Source organism: Frankia torreyi (assembly GCF_000948395.1).
Lineage (GTDB): Bacteria > Actinomycetota > Actinomycetes > Frankiales > Frankiaceae > Frankia > Frankia torreyi.
Map to the genome: position 1 here is coordinate 55793 of NZ_JYFN01000034.1, position 17922 is coordinate 73714.

The following is a 17922-nucleotide window of genomic DNA, read 5'->3' on the forward strand; positions in this document are numbered from 1 at the left end:
CACGTCGTTGGGCGGGACGCGACAAAATAAGGCCATACCCCGATGCGACGGGGTTCACTCCTCGTTCAGGCCGCCGGTGCCGGCCACCGACCGTGGATCTCAGCTGGCCGCCGGGGAATCCGGCCGCCCACCCGGCGGCGCCGCGGTCGCCGAACCGAAGGCGGCGCCGTCGAAGGTGTCGATGCGGGTGAAGGCGCCGACCGGTTGGCGGGTCAGCCGGGTCGTGCGCCGCGCCGGGTAGCCGAGGGCCAGCACGGCGGCGATGCCGTGGTCGGGCGGGATGTGCAGCAGGGCGGCCGCCGCGGGCTCGCGCCGGGCGGCGAAGGTGGTCAGCGTCCCGCCGAGGCCGGCGTCCCGGGCCGCCAGCAGGATGTTCTGCGCGAACGGGTAGATCGACGCGCCGCCGACGACGCTCTGCCGGTCGAGGTCGACGTCGGTCACCGCGAGCGCGGTGAGCCGCACGGCGAGGACGAGCAGGACGGGCACCTGGTCGAAGGCGTCGACGAAGGCACTCGGCGCCGGGGTGCGGGCCGCGGCGTCGAGGTCGATCGCCGGCCCGTGCCAGCGGCCGTCCGGGCCGGGCGCGAACGGCCGCACCCCGGCGCGTCGCTGCGCCACGTACTCCCGCCAGCCCTCGCGGACCAGGTCGCGCAGCCGCCGGCGCAACTCGGGGTCGCGCACGACGAGCACGACCCACGGCTGCTGGTTGCCGCCGCTCGGGGCGAACCGGGCGGCGTCGAGAACCTGTTCGAGCACCTCGTCCGGCACCGGCTCGCCGGTGAACTCCCGCACGGCACCGGCGGTGCGCATCACCTCAAGCAGCTCCACGCCCGGGAGCCTAGCCGGGCCGGTGGGTGGCCGAGGGGCTCGCAGTCGGCGGTCAGTCGGAGCGGCGGCGGCGCAGGGTGAAGCGTTCCAGCAGGGTGTAGGCGGGCGGGGGGGCGCCCGCCTGGACGCGAGGAGCGTGGTGGTAGCTCACGGTGATGGTGGTGGGGCCGCCGGGGCGGCTGCCGGGATCGAGGTCGAACACGGCGATGCCGTACGGGTGCCCGCTGGCGTCCGGTCGGGCCGACCACACGGCTTCCTCGACCGCGTCGGCGGGCGACTTGGTGTAGGCGCCGGTGGAGGCGTTCCGAGTGATCTCCGTCCGCCTCGTGATGACCTTGCCCTGCCGGGCGCCGGTCGGGGTGGCGCCGTAGCTGTCGGTGGGGCCGCTGGTCCCGCCGCCGCCGAGGACCAGGTAGACGGTGCCGGCGTCGGTGTCGAAGGTGTCGGCGGTCGGGTCGGTGACGACGGGCCGGGGTCGCAGCGTGTCGACGGTCGCGCCGCCGGCGACCTCGGTCCCGCGGTCGCGGTCGAAGCCGCGGACCGGGAACGTGCGCTCGTAGTCGTGGTCGTGCCCGGAGACGACGAGGTCGACCCGATAGCGGTCGAACAGCGGCAGCCACGCCTGGCGCAGGCCGAGGTCCGAACCGTTGCCGGTGGCGGAGCTCGACAGCGGGCACTGGTGCGTCTGGACGATGATCCAGTCGATGGTGCGGTCGGCCCGCGCGGCGGCGAGGGTGTGTTCCAGCCAGCGGGTCTGCAGGTTCCCGCCAGGGGTGAGCGTGCCGTTCGGGCCGGCGGCGAGCGGGCCGGTGTAGAGCCGGTTGTACTGGCTGTGACCGGCGGGGATCGTCGCCGCGCCGTTCGGCGGGACGACGTCGGTCGCCGCGAAGGCGCCGCCGTCCTGGTAGATGACGTCGTCGGCGTCGAGGGAGATGAACAGCGCCGAACCGACCCGGTAGCTGTAGAAGTTGCCGGCCAGGCCGCGGATCCCGTTCGACGGCAGGCTGAACCGGGTCAGATACGACTCGTAGCCGTGCGGGCCGTTGCCGAACTCGATCTCGTGGTTGCCCAGCGCCGGCATCCACGGCCGGTTCGCCGCGGAGCGGGCCACGTTGACGCCGAAGTCGCGCCATACCGCCGGCTGCTGGGCGAACGTGAGGTTGGCGTAGCACAGGTCGCCGTTGAGCAGGTGGAACAGCGGCGCGAAGCGTTCGACCGCGTCCACGGCGTGAAACGCGTTGGGGGAGGAGATGGTCCACGCCTTGTCGGTGGCCAGGTCGCCGTAGCTGGTGAAGCGGAACGGGAACCGGCCACGGCGGGCGGTGGTGAACGTCCCGCCGGGGCCGCCGGGGCCGCCCGTGGAGGACCCGGCCGCGACCGGACCGTCGGCGGTGTCGACCCGGTAGACGTAGGCGGTGCCCGGATCGAGGCCGCGCAGCTTCGCGTGGTACGTCACGACGCGCTGGCCGCCCAGGCCGTCGACGTAGGTCCGCTCCTCGGCGTCGACGAACCGGCCGAACCCGCCGGCTGCGGTGCCGAGCCGCACCCGTGGCCGGCGCACGGCGGTCGGTGACACCCAGGACACCGTCACGGCCGTCGCCGGGTCGTCGCCCCACCCCAGGTGCACCTGCTCGGGGGCGGTGTCCGGGCCGGTGCCCGCGAAGGCCGGCTGCCGCCACAGGGTGGGACCGGCGGCGACGGTCAGCCCGCCGCCGATCGCGGCCGTGCGCAGCAGGGTGCGGCGGGACGGACCGGCCGACCCGGTCGTGGGGTTCGCGTCCATGGGCCGTGATGCTGTCGCGTCCGGCGGACGGTGAGCGGTCGGGCACATGGCGACAACGGGACCATCAGGTGAACCCGGCCGAACGGTGCATCGGGTCGACGGCGGCTCGAAGCCGCCGCGGATTCCCTCGGTGCGCCGGCCGCGGCGTTGCTTCCCGTCAGGCATTCATGGGCAATCGGACACCTTTCGGTCATGAGGCGGTCACCGTCCCGTGGTCGGCCCCTGCGTTTCCCCGGCCATGATTGCGACGATGTTCCGGGGGAGGACGATGTTCCGGGGGAGACCGCATGGGCGGCGGGCCCCGGCGGCCGCCGTCGCGCTGGCGCTGATCGGGGCGATGATCGGGGCGCTGATCGCCGGCTGCGGCGGCGATGGCGACGAGGGGGCGCCCGCACCCGTCAGCCTGAGCTTCGTGTCCTACAACTACGGCACGCCGGACCTGGGCGGGCAGGGCACTCAGCAGCTCATCGACGGCTTCGAGGCGGATCACCCGGACATTCGCCTCGTCGCCTCGGGGGCCACCTCCGGAGATGTCCTGACCAGGGTGCAGGCGCGGACCGCGGCGGGGGACCCGCCGGACATCGCGCAGATCGGCTGGAGCAAACAGCCGGCGGCGCTGGCCAGCCTGCCGGTCGTGCCGGTCGCCGACCTGGCCCCGCCCGCCGAGGTGGCGGCGGCCACCGCCGGGATCCTGCCGCCGGCGCTGGCCGCCGGCAGCATCGACGGCAGGCTCACCGTGATGCCCTACACGCTGTCGACGCCGACGATGTTCTACAACGCGACGCTGTTCGAGCGGGCGCACCTGGATCCGGCGCGGCCGCCGGCCACGTGGGCGCAGGTGCGCAGGGCTGCGCTGGCCCTGGCGACGCTCGGCGACGGGGTTCAGGGCGTGTATGTCGACGCCGCCAACCCCGCGAAGTCGGACTTCCTCACCCAGTCGCTCATCAACAGCAACGGCGGGTCGCTGCTGTCCGCGACGGGCGGGCCGCAGCTCGCCAGCCCGCCGGCCGTTGGCGCGCTGGCGATGCTCGGCGACCTGACGAACTCGGGCGCGCAGCCGAGGATCGTCGAGACCGACGCCCTGAGCCTGTTCAAGGCCGGCAAGCTCGGCATGCTCGTGACGAGTACGGCGGTGCTCGCCAGCCTGCACCGGTCGGCGAAGGGATCGTTCACGCTGCGCACCGCCGGACTGCCGGCCTTCGGCGACCAGCCTGCCCGGCCGACCTACTCGGGCTCCGGGCTGTACGTGCTGACCAGGGACCGCCGCAAGCAGCAGGCCGCCTGGCAGTTCCTGAAGTACCTGACCAGTGATGCCGGCTTCACCGTCATCACCGCGAAGATCGGTTACCTGCCGCTGCGGCAGTCCACGGTCGACGGCCGGCAGTTCCTCGGCGAGTACCTGATGACCTCCCCGGAGATCCTGCCCGCCTTCCGCCAGTTCACCAGCGTCGCCCCGTACCAGCCGCTGCGCGGCCCGAACGCCGACCAGGCTCGGCAGATCCTCCAGGACGACCTCGTGAGCGCCGTGATGCTGGGCGGCGCCGACCCGGCCGCGACGGCGGCGTCGGTCAACGAGCGGCTGGTGAAGCTGCTCGGCGCCGCGTAGACCGCCTGCCTCGGGCCGGGTCGCTGGCGTAAAGTCGGCGCTGCGTCGCCCGCGAGCAGCAAGGAGTGCGCATGCCCGGACTGCTGCACCTGGACTCCTCCGCCGATCCCACCGGTTCGACGACGCGGGCGCTGACCCGGACCTTCGCCGACACCTGGCAAGGGCTCGGCCCGCAGCACACGGTGACCTACCGCGACCTGCACGCCGATCCGCCGCCGCATCTCAGCGACGCCGCACTGCACTGGGCGCCGCGGCTGCGCCGTCCGGGGGAGACACCCGATCCGGCCGCCGCGGCGACGCAGGAGCTCCTGCTCGCCGAGCTGCTCGCCGCCGACGTGCTGGTCATCGGCGCGCCGATGTACAACTGGTCGATCCCGTCCACGCTCAAGGCGTGGATCGACCAGGTGCACGTCCTCGGCGTCACCGCGCCGTTCGACACCCGGGAGCAGCCGCTGGCCGGCCGCCCGGCCGTCGTCGTCTCCGCCCGCGGCGCGCAGTACGGCCCCGGCAGCCCGACGGCGGGCTGGGACCACGCGGTCCCGCCCGTCGAGCTGGTCCTCGGCCGCTCCCTCGGGATGGCGGTGACGGTCGTGTCGACCGATGCGACGCTGGCCTTCCGCGTGCCGGCGATGGCCGAGCTGCGCACCACGGCGAAGGCGGAACTCGACGCCGCCCACCGTTCCGTCATCGAGCTCGCCACCCGCCTCGGCCACCCTTCGCCGGGCGTCCCATCGCCAGAAACCCTACGTTGATGTCATGCGTTGCCCCGGTCGGTGCAGGTTGCGGCGATGTTCTCCCGCCTTGGTCGTGCGCTCGTCGGCTTGGTGCTGTTCGTCGCGACGGGCTGTGCCGCATCGGGAGGGGATTCCGCCGGCCCCGCCGGCCCCGGCCCCGGCCCCGTAACCGGGTCCGCGGCGAGTGGCGGTGCTGACGGGGCCTGGCGGCCAAGCCCGGGCCAGGCGTGGCAGTGGCAGCTGACTGGCAGCCTGGACCTGTCCGTCGACGTGCCCGTCTACGACCTGGACTGGGAGACGACCCCTGCCTCGGCGATCGCGCGGCTCCATCAGGCTGGCCGGCGCGTCATCTGCTATGTCTCCGTCGGTTCCTGGGAGGATTTCCGCCCGGACGCGAGCGACTTCCCCCCGACGTTGATCGGCAAGCCGGTGGACGGCTGGCCCGGGGAGTCCTGGCTTGACGTTCGCCGGCCGGCGCGGCTGGCCGAGCCGCTCGGGCGCCGGTTGGACACCTGCCGGGACAAGGGCTTCGACGCCGTCGAACCCGACAACGTGGATGCCTACTCCACGGACAGCGGCTTCCCGCTCACCGAGGACGACCAGCTTCGGTTCAACCGCTGGACCGCCGAGCAGGTGCATGCCCGCGGCATGGGGGTCGCGCTGAAGAACGACCCGGACCAGGTCGAGGCGCTGGTCGGCGACGTCGACTTCGCGGTCGTCGAGTCCTGTCTGACCTACGAGGAGTGCGACGCCTACGGTCCGTTCCTCGACGCCGGCAAGGCCGTCCTGCACGTCGAGTACACCGACGCCGGGCCGACGGACGCCCGCTGCGCGGTCCCCGGTTTCTCCTCCATCCGCAAGAACCGCGACCTTGACGCCTGGCGCCGCGCCTGCTGACCCGAGTCGGCCGCTAAAGCTTCCGGCTAAAGCTTCCGGAAGTCCCAGCTGGTGATCTTCTCGGGGGCGAGGCGAAGCCAGCCGTGGCGGCCGTCGGGCTCGGTCGTGCCGCCGCCGGCGTACTTGGCGGCGAACAGGCGCTCCGGGACCTCCAGTTCGGGGTGCGGCACGTCGGCGCGTGGCGCCTCGCCGACCGGGGCGAAGCGGCCGCGCAGCTCCACCCCGCGCAGCTCGCCGTAGCCGATCCCGGCATCGACGAGCACGGCGGCGCGCGGGTCGCGGGTGAGGTCGGTCCACCGCTGGCTGCGCACGATCGACCACAGCCACAGCGCCTGGTCGTCCCACACGAACCACAGCGGCGTCAGGTGCGGGCCGTCGGGGCCGGCCGTCGCCACCCGGCAGACCCGCTCCTCGGTGAGGAAGACGTCGATCTCCGCCCGTTCCATGGCGATCTTCCGGCCGCGTCGCTGTTCCTGCATGCGCACATCCCCTCGGGCGGACCGCGCTGGCCGCGGCCGGATCGGAAACATCGTTCCTGCCAGCCCAGAAGGCTATTCTGTGTCTCCAGCCGGCGCTGGTCATCCGGGCGGCGACGGGCCGGAGAGCCTGACGGGCCGGAGAGCCTGACGGGTCGGGAAGCTTGGCGGGTCGGGAAGCTTGGCGGGGCCGGGAAGCACGGTGGGACGGGGCGTGGAGCGGGCGATGACGGACCGGGACGCGCAACGGGTGGACGTCCGCCGCGAGGGCCACGTGCTGGTCGTGTCGATGCGCCGCGAGAACCGGCGCAACGCGGTCGACCGCGCGATGGCCGACGCCCTCGACGCCGCGCTGAACCTGCTCGACGACGACGACGACCTCTGGGTCGGCGTGCTCACCGGCACCCCGACGGTGTTCTGCGCCGGCAGCGACCTGACCGCCGGCGGCGACTACGTCACCGAGCGGGGCGGGGAGTACGGCGTGGTCCGCCGGCGTCGCCGCACGCCGCTCATCGCCGCGGTCGAGGGCCCCGCGCTCGGCGGCGGCCTGGAGATCGTGCTGGCCTGCGACCTCGTCGTGGCGGGTGCCGGCGCCCGGTTCGGCCTGCCGGAGGTGACGATCGGGGTGGTCCCGACCTGTGGCGCGCTGTTTCGCGGCCCGCGGGCGCTGCCGCTGAACCTGGCCCGCGAGCTCATCCTCGTCGGCGATCCCTTCGACGCCCGGCGCGCCTACGAGGCGGGCCTGGTCAACGTGCTCGCCGAGTCCGGCGGGGCGCTGGACGCCGCCCTCGCGCTGGCCGAGCGGATCTGCCGCAACGCGCCGAGCGCCGTGCGGGCCTGCCTCGCGGCCGTCGACGACGCCGTCGCCCCGGCCGCCGACGCCGCCGGCTGGCAGGCCACTGCCACCGCCCTCGACGCGATCCGCGACTCCGCCGACGCCGCCGAGGGCGTCCGCGCCTTCCTGGAGAAGCGCCCACCCGCCTGGACCGGTCGATAAGCCACCTAAGCCGCTCCCCACGGGAAGCGATGCCTACGGACGTCTCAGTAGTGGTACCGGCACTGGGCGATGCGGATCTGATCGTCGCTGATCTTGTAGATCAGTCGGTGTTCGTCGTTGATGCGGCGGGACCAGTAGCCCTGGAAGCCATGCTTGAGGGGTTCGGGTTTGCCGATGCCGTCGTTGCCATTCCGGGCTATGTCCTGGATCAGGACGTTGATGCGCTTGAGGATCTTGCGGTTCTCCGTCCGCCACCAGAGATAGTCCTGCCACGCGTTCTCATCCCAGACGAGCTTCACTCGACGAGATCGCGTACGGTGCCGGCACCGCTTTCGAGGCGGTCGATGGCGGCCAGGAGCCGGCGGGCGTTCTCGGGACTGCGCAGAAGGTAGGCCGTCTCCTTGAGGGACTGGTAGTCATCCAGGGAGACGATGACGACCGGCTCATGTCCGGCCCGGGTGATGACGACCTCCTCCCGGTCATCTGCCACCGCGGTCAGAACTTCGGCATAGCGTGCACGTGACTCTGAGTAGCTCATCGTCTTCACTGTGCCTCCCGTTGTACAGAAACTTGTACGTAGACGCGAGTGTACGTCCCCCGGCCAGCCATGGCGGCGGAAGCTGGCGGCTTCGGGGTGCCCGCCGGGCCTGGCCGCTGATGGTGGTGTCCGGCGTCGATCGCGAGGATGGTGGAAACCATGGGCAGCGGCGGTGGGGACCTCGGGGATGACGATGCCCGGCTGCGGGTGGGGGCGCCCGCGTCGTCGGCGGCGGGGCTGCCGGGGGTGGGGCACGCCCTGGCGCAGGCGTGGGAGCGGATGGGGCCGGGCCGGTCGGTGCGGACGCTGCGGCTGGTCAACCAGGACCACGGGTTCGACTGTCCGGGCTGTGCGTGGCCGGAGCCGGCGCCGGGGGAGCGGTCCGTCGTCGAGTTCTGCGAGAACGGCGCGAAGGCGGTGGCGGAGGAGGCGACGCGCAGCCGGGTGACGCGGGAGTTCTTCGCCGCGCAGCCGGCGTCCGACCTCGCCGGCCGCTCCGGTCACTGGTTGGGCAGCCGGGGTCGGATCGTGGAGCCGGTGTACAAGGCGCCGGGCGCGGATCACTACGCCCCGGTGGGCTGGGACGAGGCGTTCGGGATCGTCGCCGCCGAACTGGCGGCACTCGACAGCCCGGACGAGGCCGCGTTCTACACCTCCGGTCGCACCAGCAACGAGGCGGCGTTCGTGTGGCAGTTGTTCGCGCGGATGTTCGGGACGAACAACCTGCCGGACTGTTCGAACATGTGCCACGAGTCGTCCGGGGCGGCGTTGACCTCGACGATCGGGGTGGGTAAGGGGTCGGTGACGTTGGCCGATCTGGAGTCCGCGGATCTGGTGCTGGTGGTGGGTCAGAATCCGGGGACGAATCATCCGCGGATGCTCAGTTCGTTGGAACGGGTGAAGCGCGCCGGCGGCAGCATCGTCGCGGTGAACCCGCTGCCGGAGGCGGGGCTGCTGCGCTTTCGCAATCCGCAGCAGGCGCGGGGGGNGCTCGGGCGCGGCACGGCGCTGGCCGACCAGTTCCTGCAGATCCGGCTGAACGGGGACATGGCGCTGTTCCAGGCACTGTCACGCCGGCTGCTGGCCGCGGAGGACGCGGCCCCCGGCACGGTGCTCGACCACGCCTTCCTCGCCGAGCACACCAGCGGATTCACCGAGTTCGCCCACCATGTTCGTGGGCACCTGTCCGACGCCGACGTCGCCGCGGCGACGGGGCTCGCCGCCGCCGAGATCGACGAGCTGGCCCGTCGAGTGCTGGCCGCCGACCGGGTCGTGGTCTGCTGGGCGATGGGACTGACCCAGCACGCCAACTCGGTGGCGACGATCCAGGAGGTCGTGAACTTCCTGCTGCTGCGGGGGAACATCGGCCGGCCGGGGGCGGGGGTGTGCCCGGTGCGTGGGCATTCCAACGTCCAGGGTGACCGCACGATGGGAATCTGGGAGAAGATGCCCGACGCGTTTCTCGACGCGTTGGGTGCCGAGTTCTCCTTCGCTCCGCCGCGTGCGCATGGGCATGACGTGGTGGAGACGATCCGGGCGATGCGTGACGGTCGGGTGCGGGTGTTCCTCGGCCTGGGTGGGAATTTCGTCGCGGCCGGTCCGGATTCGGCGGTGACCGAGGCGGCGATGCGGGCGTGTCGGCTGACGGTGCAGGTGTCGACGACGTTGAACCGCTCGCACGCGGTGACGGGCCGTGCGGCGCTGATCCTGCCGACGCTGGGGCGTACCGAGGTCGACGTGCAGGCCGGCGGGCCGCAGCAGGTCAGCGTCGAGGACTCGATGGGCATGGTGCACGCCTCCCGTGGCACGCTGCCCCCGGCCGGGGCGGAGCTGCGCTCGGAGGTCGCGATCGTCTGCGGCCTCGCCGAAGCCACCCTCGCCGGCCGGGCGGACGACTCGGACGACTCGGTGGACTGGGCGGGATTGGCCGGCGATTACCGACGGATCCGCGGTCACATCGCCCGGGTGGTGCCGGGGTTCGAGGATTTCGATGCCCGGCTCGCCGCGCCGGGTGGCTTCCAGCTTCCGCATCCGCCGCGCGACAGCCGCACCTTCCCGACGCCGGACGGGCGGGCGGCGTTCACCGAGAACGTCTGCGACGTGCTGCGCGTCCCGCCCGGGCATCTGCTGCTGCAGACGGTGCGTTCGCATGACCAGTACAACACGACGATCTACGGGATGGACGACCGTTACCGCGGGGTCCGCCGGGGCCGCCGCGTGGTGTTCGTCCACCCGGACGACCTCGCCGCGCTCGGCCTCGTCGACGGCGTGCACGTCGACCTCGTCGGCGTGTGGACGGACGGGGAACGGCGGGCGGAGAACTTCCGGGCGGTGGCGTACCCGACCGCGCGGGGCTGCGCCGCCGCCTACTTCCCCGAGACCAACGTCCTGGTCCCGCTGGACTCCACCGCCGCCCGCAGCAACACCCCGACCTCCAAATCGCTGATCATCCGGCTGGAGCCGGCGCGCGAGCCGGTGGGCGGGACGCGCTGATGGGGCGGGCGACGGCGCGACGCAGGGTGACCCGGGTCCGGGCCGGGGTCGCCACGACGGTCCGCCCGGACACGGTGGTCGGCGAGGAACCGCTGGAGATCCGGGTCGGCGGGCGGGCGCTGGCGGTGACGATGCGCACCCCCGGCGACGACATGGATCTGGCGCTGGGGTTCCTGCTCGGCGAGGGCATGATCGCCGGTGCCGCCGACGTGGCATCGATGCGCTACTGCGTCGGGAGGGACGGTGCGTCTGGGAGGGACGGTGCGTCGGGGAGGGACGGCGCGGTCGACGCCGATGGCCGCCCGACCTACAACGTGCTCGACGTGGCGCTGGCCCCCGGGGTCGCCCCGCCCGAGGTCGACGTGACCCGCAACTTCTACACCACCAGCTCGTGCGGCCTGTGCGGGAAGGCCAGCATCGACGCGGTCCGGCTGCGCAGCCGGTTCACCGTCGCCGACGACCCGCTGCGCCTCGACGCGGCGACCGTGACCGGCCTGCCCGACGCCCTGCGGGTGGGGCAGCGGCTGTTCGCCACCACCGGCGGGCTGCACGCGGCGGCGCTCGCCGACGCCGACGGCGTGCTGCGGGCCGTGCGGGAGGACGTCGGGCGGCACAACGCGGTCGACAAGGTGATCGGCGCGGCGGTGCGCGACGGCCTGGTGCCGCTGGCCGGCCACGCGCTGGTCGTCAGCGGCCGGGCGTCGTTCGAACTGGTGCAGAAGGCGCTGATGGCCGGTGTGCCGATGCTCGTCGCGGTGTCCGCGCCCTCGACGCTGGCGGTGGATCTCGCCGAGGAGGCGGGGATGACGCTCGCCGGCTTCGTCCGCGGGGACTCGATGAACCTCTACACCGGCGCCCACCGGGTCGCGCTGGCCTGACCACCGCGGGTCGCCGCGGGTCGCCGCGGGTCGCCACGCGATCCCATCTCGTCCCGGCAGGGTTTTTCGACCGTGGGCAGGGCATTGGTGCGCTGATAGCACCGGATGGAGGCCAGTCGTGGCAGTGACGCATGAGGTCGAGCGGAAGTTCGCGGTGGACGAGATGTTCGCGCTCCCCGCCTTCGACGGGGTGCGGGGGGTCGCCTCCGTCGCCGACCCGGACGAGCGGCACCTCGACGCCGTCTACTACGACACCGACGACCTGCGCCTGGCCCGCAACCACCTGACGCTGCGCCGCCGGGAGGGTGGCGCCGACGAGGGCTGGCATCTGAAGATCCCCACCGCCGACGGGGCCCGTGACGAGATCGGCCGCCCGCTCGGCGAACCGTCGCAGATCCCGCCGGAGCTGCTGGACCTCGTCGCCGTGCGGCTGCGGGGTGCCTCGCTTCGACCGGTGGCGTCGATCACGACCGTCCGGCGCACCCGGCGGCTGCGCGACGCCGCCGGCCACGACCTCATCGAGGTCGCCGACGACCGGGTCAACGCGCGGACGATGGGTGAGCGCACCATCGTGTCGCGGTGGCGGGAGGTCGAGCTCGAGGCGCTCGACCCGTCCGGGGTGAACGTGCTGCCCGCCGCCAGCAAGGCCCTGCACCGGGCCGGCGCGAGGCCCGCGCCGTCACCGTCGAAGCTGCAGCGCGCCCTCGCCGTCGAGCTCGGCGGTCCCGACGTGCAGCCCGGCCCGGCCCGGCTCGCCGCCTCCGACAGCGCGGCCCGGGTCGTCCACGCCTACCTGGCCGAGCACACCGCGGCGCTGCTCGACCGCGACCCCGCGGTGCGTGTCGACGCGCCTGAGGCCGTCCACGACATGCGGGTCGCGGCCCGGCGGCTGCGCAGCACCATCCAGACCTTCCGGCCGCTGTTCGACGCCGAGCGGGCCGCCGAGATCGAAGCCGGCCTGCGCGAGATCGGCGAGGTGCTCGGACGGCCCCGCGACGCCGAGGTCCAGCTTGCCCGCTTCGCCGGCGAGCTCGCCGGGCAGCCCGGCGAACTGGTGCTCGGCCCGGTGGCCGCCCGCGTCCAGGAGGCGCTGCTCGGTGAGCGGCTGCGCAGCCGCGAGGAGGCGCTGGCCTACCTGCGCGGCGAGCGGTACTTCGGGTTCATCGAGACGCTGCTCGGCTTCGTCGCCGACGTCGGGCAGACCGAGCGGGCCCGGCGCCCGGCCGGCACCGTGCTGCCGAAGCTCGTTGCCAAGGTGGATCGCACGCTCGTCCGGCGGGTCGAACGCGCCCGGCGGGCCCCCGCCGGAGCCGACCGCGACGTCGCCTACCACGGTGCCCGCAAGGCCGCGAAGCGGCTGCGTTATGCAAGCGAGCTGATGGTGCCCGTCCACGGCGGCGACGCGGCGACGCTCGCGAAGGCGGCGAAGCGGATCCAGAACGAGCTCGGCGAGCACCAGGACTGCGTCGTCGCGCAGGCCCGGCTGCGCGAGTTCGCCGTCGCCGCGAACCTCGCGGGCGAATCCTCCTTCACCTACGGACTGCTCGCCGGGGACGAGCGGGCCCGCGCGGCCGCGACCCGGGCCGCCTTCGAGGCCACCTGGGCGCGGGCCGCGCGCCCCCGCCTGCGTCGCTGGCTGCGCCGCTGATCGGCACGCGGGGAGCACATCGCGGGGCGGTGCGCACGGTCTGCCGCCTGCCGATCCGGACCCTCGGGTCGGTCCGCGGCGGTCCGCCGGGGTCCGACCGTGCCCGTCGGATCAGGTCCGGATGGCTCGCCGGACGTGACGTTCGACAGGTGGTGTGTGCCCCGCCACGGATGTCCACTGGGTTACGGGCTCGAGTCGATCGCGTGCGGTCCACCTCGACGGCCCTGGACGCAAGGTTGGGAGGGGTGCGATGACGCGAGCTCTGGTGGCGTTCGGAACCGGGTGTGGCGGGGCCGGCGACCTGGCCGCGATGATCGGCGCGGCGTTGACCGCCCGCGGTCTCGAGGCAGACGTGCTACCGGCGCGGCAGGTGCGGGAGGTGGCATCCTACGACGCGGTGATCGTCACCGGTGCGCTGTTTGCCGGACGGTGGTCCTGCGACGCCCGTCGGCTCGTGCGCCGGCGCCGCGCCGGGCTGTCCCGGCTACCGGTGTGGCTGGTCACCAGCGACCCGCGCGGCGGGGGAGAGCGGAGCGGCGCAGGAGAGCCGGTGGGGTCGCAGCCGGCCGCGCAGGTCGCCGAGCTCGCGACGCTGATCGGAGCCCGGGGCATGGTGACCTTCGACGGCCCCCGACGCGCCGGCGCCCACCCGGCCGCCGCTGCCGCCCACCCGGCCGCCGCTGCCGCCCAGCCGACGGCGGGGACCCGGCGCCGCCCGGAGCAGCTCGCGGCGTTCGCCGACGCCGTGGTCGCCGCGGCCCCCCCGCGTGTCCTGCGGGCCGTGCCGGCCTGGGGACCCGGTTCCGGCGCCGGGGCCGGGGCCGGAAGCGGCTGGCGCAGCCATCGGCCGGCCCGGATGTGGCTGGTCGGCGCGGCCCCCCGACCCCGCCCGTCGTCGGACGTGGTCGCCGGCTCCGCCGACGACGCCGACTACTGGGTCACCGGATAAACGACGTCACCGCGGTGCCGGCGCCGGCGCGGGCCGGTTTTCCACGCGGACGGAAAACCGGCCGGGCGCGGTTAGTCCTTGGCGAGGATGATCTCCTCGCCGAAGCGGCGCACCGTCTCCTCGGACGCGGCGGGATCGTCGCCGATCACGTTGAAGATGAGCCAGTCCACGCCGAGGCTCTCGTATTCGGCGATGTCGGCGCGGACCTGGTCGACGTTCCAGCCCTGACGGACGTCGAGCAGGGACAGGACCCCGCCGAGGGCGACGGTGACCTCGGCCGGGTCACGCCCGGCGGCGTTCGTGGCGTCGCGCAGCCGGTCGATGCGCTCGCCGACGGCGGCCGAATCGGGCACGTGGGCGGTTCGGATGGTGCCGGCCAGCGTCTCGGTGGTGAGGGTGAGCAGGGCGCCGCCGCCGAAGCGGGCCGCCCGATCCAGGCCCCATCTGCTGTTCGCGTGTACCCACAGCGGCGGGTGCGGTCGTTGGATCGACGGCGGTCGCAGCGCGGTGCCGGACGTCTCGAAGCCGATTCCCCGGTGGGCGATCTCCTCGACGGCGGTGTCCGCGGTGAGGATCTCCAGCGCCTCGTCGAACAGCTCGCGCCGTCGGTCGAAATCGGCACCGGAGGCGCGGAACTCGCCCCGCAGATAGCCGGTGCCGACGCCGACGACGAGTCGTCCCCCGCTCAGCCGGTCCAGCGTGCGGATCTGGTGCGCGGTGAATAACGGATTACGGTAGGGCAGCACGGTCACCAGGGTGATTAACGTGATGTCCTCGGTCAGCGCGGCACAGAAGGCCAGGGACGAGAAAGGCTCGGAACTGCCCTCGCCGCCGGCGTTCGCCCATTTTGTGGATGGCGCCGGGTGATCCGTGAAGGCAATGCCGGACCACCCGCTCTCCTCGGCCGCACGCACCCACGGGGTGATGTTCCGCTGGTCCAGCACCTCGGGCCGCCACTGCGGATCACCGATGCCGTGTTGCACGCCGAATTTCATGGGTCTGCCTTTCGATCGTCCTGGTCACGCTGTTTCCTGCATCGTTCGGCAGGTGTCCGGGTAATGCGCGGCCCCATTGTCGGGTGGCTGCGCGGCGGACCAGATCAGCTTATGCCGGTCCGCGTCCGGATGCCCCGGCAGTCGAGCGTCAGCCCAGGTGGGGCCGCCGGACGGGGAGGATCACGGCTGCCCGTGGCGTTCTCGTCCGGCCGCCGCGCATTGACGCGTACCAGGTGTGACCGTTCCGGAAGCCGGGTTAGTGCTGCACGCCGATGGCCCGGCTCAGGAATTCGCAGATCGTGGCCATGACGGTTTCACTGTCGTTCTGTTCGATCCCGTCGCGACGTCGCAGAAGGACATTGTTGGCAATGTCCTGGATCATGACTGCATCGCTCGCCGGCCGGGTGTGTCGGAAGGTCCCCTGCGCCGCGCCGGCCTCGAGGGCCTGGATGAGTGGAGCCCTGTTCAGCTCCTGATGCCGCGCGAGCGTCTCGGCGTACCCGGCGACGCGGTGGAGCTCGAGCGTCTGCATGACGAGGGTCCGGCGATGCCGCCGCGGTTCGAAGGCGAGCTGGATGTAGAAGCGAATCCATTCGCCGATTGCCGTATACGGATCGGGCGCGCTGGCCAACCGCTCCGTGAGCTGGGCCGTCGCCCGTTCGCTTTCCTCTTCGAACATCGACAGCAGTAGCTGGTCCTTCGACTTGAAGTGCCGGTAGAACGACCGGGTCGAAAGCTGCGCCTCGGTGAGAATCTCGCTGACGGTGACGGAGCCCGAATCCGCGCGCGCCAGCACCCGGTAGGCCGCCCGGATCATCATCGAGCGCTCTTCCTCGGGCGCGTAGGCGAGCGGCCGGCCGATGCGGCGCCGGGGGGCGTCGGACTGCGACCCCTCGTCGGACGCTGTCAGGTCCTGCGCACGAGACATGGCAGCCCTGCCTCCTGCTGGGGGGCGTCGGCGTTCGTCGGACGGGGTTCGTCGGACGGGGTTCGGGACGCCCGATGCTATCGACCGCGTCGCCGGGGGGCGATCCGAACACCGGTGGGCCCCCTGGTTGTGACCCTCGACACCCCAGTGGCATCGCCGTCAGGTTCCCTGAACTGCGACGCAGGCCGTCCTGCTCGCCACCACCCGCCAGATCCTGACCACCCCCGAGGCCGAGGCCGCCGCCGTCTGACCGGCGAGCGGCGGTCGTCCCCGCACGCGCGGGGGTCTTCCGGACCCGTCCGTGCCGCGTCGGCGATGAACTCGTCGTCCCCGTACGGGCGGGGATCATCCTCGGGGGTCGGTGGCAAAGTTGCGAAGGATCTTGGCGAGTTCGGCTGGCTGGTCCAGAGGGATGAGGGTGCGGGTGTCGGCCACCTCGACCAGCCGTCCCCGGGGGAGGAGTTCGGCGAGACGGCGGCCGTGCTCGGGCGGCATCACCCGGTCCTCGGCGGCCCAGACCACCAGGGCGGGGCCGGTGAAGCTCGACAGGTAGGCGGGAGCGTCGAGCAGGAGCTCCCGCGCCGGGCGCAGCGAGCGCAGCACCCGCACGGTGTCGCGGCGGATGCCCCCACAACTCTCGCCGCGGCGCAGCAGCGGTTGCATCCACCGGGCGGTCGCGGCGTCCCCACGGGCCGTCAGCCAGCCGAAGGCGATCGGCGCGCGGCGCATCGGCCGCAGCCGCATCTGCTGCATGACCAGGCCGAACAGCGCCGGTGGCAGCGCACCGGCCAGGGCCAGCGTCCGCCCGGTCAGACCTGGCGGGATGTTGTCGAACGCCTCGCAGGAGACGAGCGCGATCCGGCCTACCCGCGCGGCGCCGTCCCGCACGACGAGCTGCACCAACGCGCCACCGGTGTCGTTGCCGACCAGGGTGACGTCGTGCAGGTCCAGTCGGGCGAGCAGCTCCGCGACGAGGCGGGCGAGTCCGGGTAGCGAGAGGTCGGCGTCGGGGTGCATGGGATGGCTGTGCGCCCCCAGGGGCAGGGTCGGGACCACGCACCGGTGGTCGGCGGCGAGCTCCGCGACCGGGCCGGTCCACAGCGAGGCGTCCATCAGCAGTCCGTGCAGCAGCACCAGGACGGGGCCGGGGCCGCCGGTGTCCTCGTAGTCGATCGTTCCGGTGGACAGCTCGATCTCTGCCATGCCGGCCGCCTTCCGCGTGTCCGGATCCTGCGCCCGGAGCCTGTGTCCGGAGCCACAGCTTCTACGTCTTGTAGAAGAAGACCACGCGCTTCGTCGTACGTCCAGTACGGACCGCATCCGCGTCGGGACCCGGTGGCGGGACGACGGTGGCGGGACGACGGTGGCCGGGTGGATCCGGTCGGGCCTGGCAAGCGGCTCGTACGCTGAGCGGATGGACCGTGACCCGCCCGGCGCGCGGGGCGCGCGTACCGTCGACCCCCGAGCCCCCCGCCAGAGTGTCCTGCGCGAGGCCGAGATCGTCGCGACCGCGCTGTCGATCATCGAGCGGGACGGCGTCGAGGGGCTGACGATGCGGCGCCTCTCCCAGTCCCTCGGGGTGTCGCTCGGCGCGACCTACAAGCACGTCGCGACCAAGGACGACCTGCTCCGCCTGGTCACCGCCGAGCTGTACACGCGGGTCCTCGACGCCGACACGCCCGACGCGGACTGGCGCCCCCGGCTGCGCTCGTTCCTGCTCCGGATGCACGAGGTGGTTGGAAGCTGCCGGGGCCTCGCGGCCCACCTCGCGGCGCACGCCGACGACCCCATCNCCGCCCGCCTCTACCACCCGTTGCACGCGGCGCTCACCCAGACCGGCTTCACCCCCGACGGCGCCGACCGGGTGCTGCGCGTGCTGTTCTTCTACACCTCCGGCGCGCTGCTGACGCCCGCGTCCGAGCCGGCCCGCGAGCGCGCCGCCGCCGACTTCGCCGCCGGCCTCGACATGGTGCTCGACGGCGTCGCCCACGCTCTCGCCGCCGAGCACGACCCCACGCCCTGATCCACCAGCCAGCGTCGCTCCGGCGCCGGCACGGCAGCCAGACGCATCCCCTCGGTCGGCCTACTCGCCCCCTCCAAATCCGCGCTACTCGTACGGGACGCGGCAAGGCTGGCGAACGTCCCGCGTCCCTACCGATGCAAATTGCGCCG

General features: G+C 73.1%; 17 protein-coding genes and 1 pseudogene. 10 read left to right on the forward strand and 8 right to left on the reverse strand.

Annotated elements, in window-relative coordinates:
* Positions 1-99 precede the first annotated feature (99 nt).
* Positions 100-828 (reverse strand): nitroreductase family protein, encoded by a 729-nt coding sequence (locus tag FF36_RS19935; RefSeq protein WP_044886632.1) that lies wholly within the window; start codon positions 826-828, stop codon positions 100-102.
* A 52-nt stretch (positions 829-880) separates the two neighbouring features.
* A complete protein-coding gene (locus FF36_RS19940; RefSeq protein WP_044886633.1) occupies positions 881-2611 on the reverse strand; it encodes a purple acid phosphatase family protein in 1731 nt (576 codons plus the stop codon).
* Positions 2612-2879: 268 nt separating this feature from the next.
* Between FF36_RS19940 and FF36_RS19945 the strand changes: the two genes are divergently transcribed.
* From FF36_RS19945 to FF36_RS19955, 3 genes are all read left to right on the forward strand, one after another.
* Positions 2880-4217: an ABC transporter substrate-binding protein gene (locus FF36_RS19945; protein ID WP_236706140.1), complete on the forward strand. Its 1338-nt coding sequence runs from the start codon at positions 2880-2882 to the stop codon at positions 4215-4217.
* 71 nt (positions 4218-4288) lie between these two features.
* Positions 4289-4969 carry an FMN-dependent NADH-azoreductase gene (locus FF36_RS19950; protein ID WP_044886634.1) on the forward strand — a complete coding sequence of 227 codons (681 nt, stop codon included), beginning with the start codon at positions 4289-4291 and terminating at the stop codon, positions 4967-4969.
* Between the two features lie 36 nt (positions 4970-5005).
* A complete protein-coding gene (locus FF36_RS19955; protein ID WP_044886635.1) occupies positions 5006-5848 on the forward strand; it encodes an endo alpha-1,4 polygalactosaminidase in 843 nt (280 codons plus the stop codon).
* Positions 5849-5874: 26 nt separating this feature from the next.
* Here FF36_RS19955 and FF36_RS19960 read toward each other — a convergent pair whose 3' ends face one another.
* A complete protein-coding gene (locus FF36_RS19960; RefSeq protein WP_044886636.1) occupies positions 5875-6327 on the reverse strand; it encodes a pyridoxamine 5'-phosphate oxidase family protein in 453 nt (150 codons plus the stop codon).
* Between the two features lie 223 nt (positions 6328-6550).
* On the opposite strand from FF36_RS19960, the gene FF36_RS19965 reads away from it, so the two are divergent.
* Positions 6551-7321, forward strand: a complete 771-nt coding sequence (locus tag FF36_RS19965) for an enoyl-CoA hydratase-related protein (RefSeq protein WP_044886663.1) — start codon at positions 6551-6553, stop codon at positions 7319-7321.
* Positions 7322-7365: 44 nt separating this feature from the next.
* On the opposite strand, the gene FF36_RS19970 is transcribed toward FF36_RS19965, so the two are convergent.
* The gene (locus FF36_RS19970) at positions 7366-7620 is read right to left on the reverse strand and encodes a Txe/YoeB family addiction module toxin (protein ID WP_044886637.1); all 255 of its coding nucleotides are present in this window, start codon (positions 7618-7620) and stop codon (positions 7366-7368) included.
* Complete coding sequence (locus FF36_RS19975) at positions 7617-7859, reverse strand: type II toxin-antitoxin system Phd/YefM family antitoxin (RefSeq protein ID WP_255354322.1); 243 nt, start codon at positions 7857-7859, stop codon at positions 7617-7619. Before FF36_RS19975 ends, FF36_RS19970 begins: the two co-directional genes overlap by 4 nt.
* A 159-nt stretch (positions 7860-8018) precedes the next feature.
* On the opposite strand from FF36_RS19975, the gene FF36_RS38520 reads away from it, so the two are divergent.
* The 5 genes and pseudogenes from FF36_RS38520 to FF36_RS19995 form a co-directional block, all read left to right on the forward strand.
* Positions 8019-8847: molybdopterin-dependent oxidoreductase (locus FF36_RS38520; protein ID WP_242422650.1), on the forward strand; the 829-nt coding region annotated here is incomplete at its 3' end.
* Between the two features lies 1 nt (position 8848).
* A pseudogene (locus tag FF36_RS38525) lies at positions 8849-10352 on the forward strand (FdhF/YdeP family oxidoreductase); the annotation flags it as partial.
* A complete protein-coding gene (fdhD, locus tag FF36_RS19985; RefSeq protein WP_044886640.1) occupies positions 10352-11230 on the forward strand; it encodes a formate dehydrogenase accessory sulfurtransferase FdhD in 879 nt (292 codons plus the stop codon). The pseudogene FF36_RS38525 and the gene fdhD, both read left to right, overlap by 1 nt.
* Positions 11231-11348: 118 nt before the next feature.
* Positions 11349-12878, forward strand: coding sequence for a CYTH and CHAD domain-containing protein (locus tag FF36_RS19990; protein ID WP_082122073.1), 1530 nt, complete (start codon positions 11349-11351; stop codon positions 12876-12878).
* Between the two features lie 250 nt (positions 12879-13128).
* Positions 13129-13827, forward strand: coding sequence for a flavodoxin domain-containing protein (locus FF36_RS19995; RefSeq protein ID WP_044886641.1), 699 nt, complete (start codon positions 13129-13131; stop codon positions 13825-13827).
* A gap of 71 nt (positions 13828-13898) precedes the next feature.
* Here the strand turns inward: FF36_RS19995 and FF36_RS20000 are convergent, their stop codons facing one another.
* The 3 genes from FF36_RS20000 to FF36_RS20010 form a co-directional block, all read right to left on the reverse strand.
* Positions 13899-14822: an LLM class F420-dependent oxidoreductase gene (locus FF36_RS20000; protein ID WP_044886642.1), complete on the reverse strand. Its 924-nt coding sequence runs from the start codon at positions 14820-14822 to the stop codon at positions 13899-13901.
* 256 nt (positions 14823-15078) lie between these two features.
* Complete coding sequence (locus FF36_RS20005) at positions 15079-15750, reverse strand: TetR/AcrR family transcriptional regulator (RefSeq protein WP_082122074.1); 672 nt, start codon at positions 15748-15750, stop codon at positions 15079-15081.
* Positions 15751-16095: 345 nt separating this feature from the next.
* Positions 16096-16953 carry an alpha/beta fold hydrolase gene (locus FF36_RS20010; protein ID WP_044886643.1) on the reverse strand — a complete coding sequence of 286 codons (858 nt, stop codon included), beginning with the start codon at positions 16951-16953 and terminating at the stop codon, positions 16096-16098.
* Positions 16954-17164: 211 nt separating this feature from the next.
* Here FF36_RS20010 and FF36_RS38530 point away from each other — a divergent pair.
* Positions 17165-17542 (forward strand): TetR/AcrR family transcriptional regulator (locus FF36_RS38530; RefSeq protein ID WP_242422652.1); only part of this gene is annotated, 378 nt, incomplete at its 3' end.
* Positions 17543-17922: the final 380 nt, after the last annotated feature.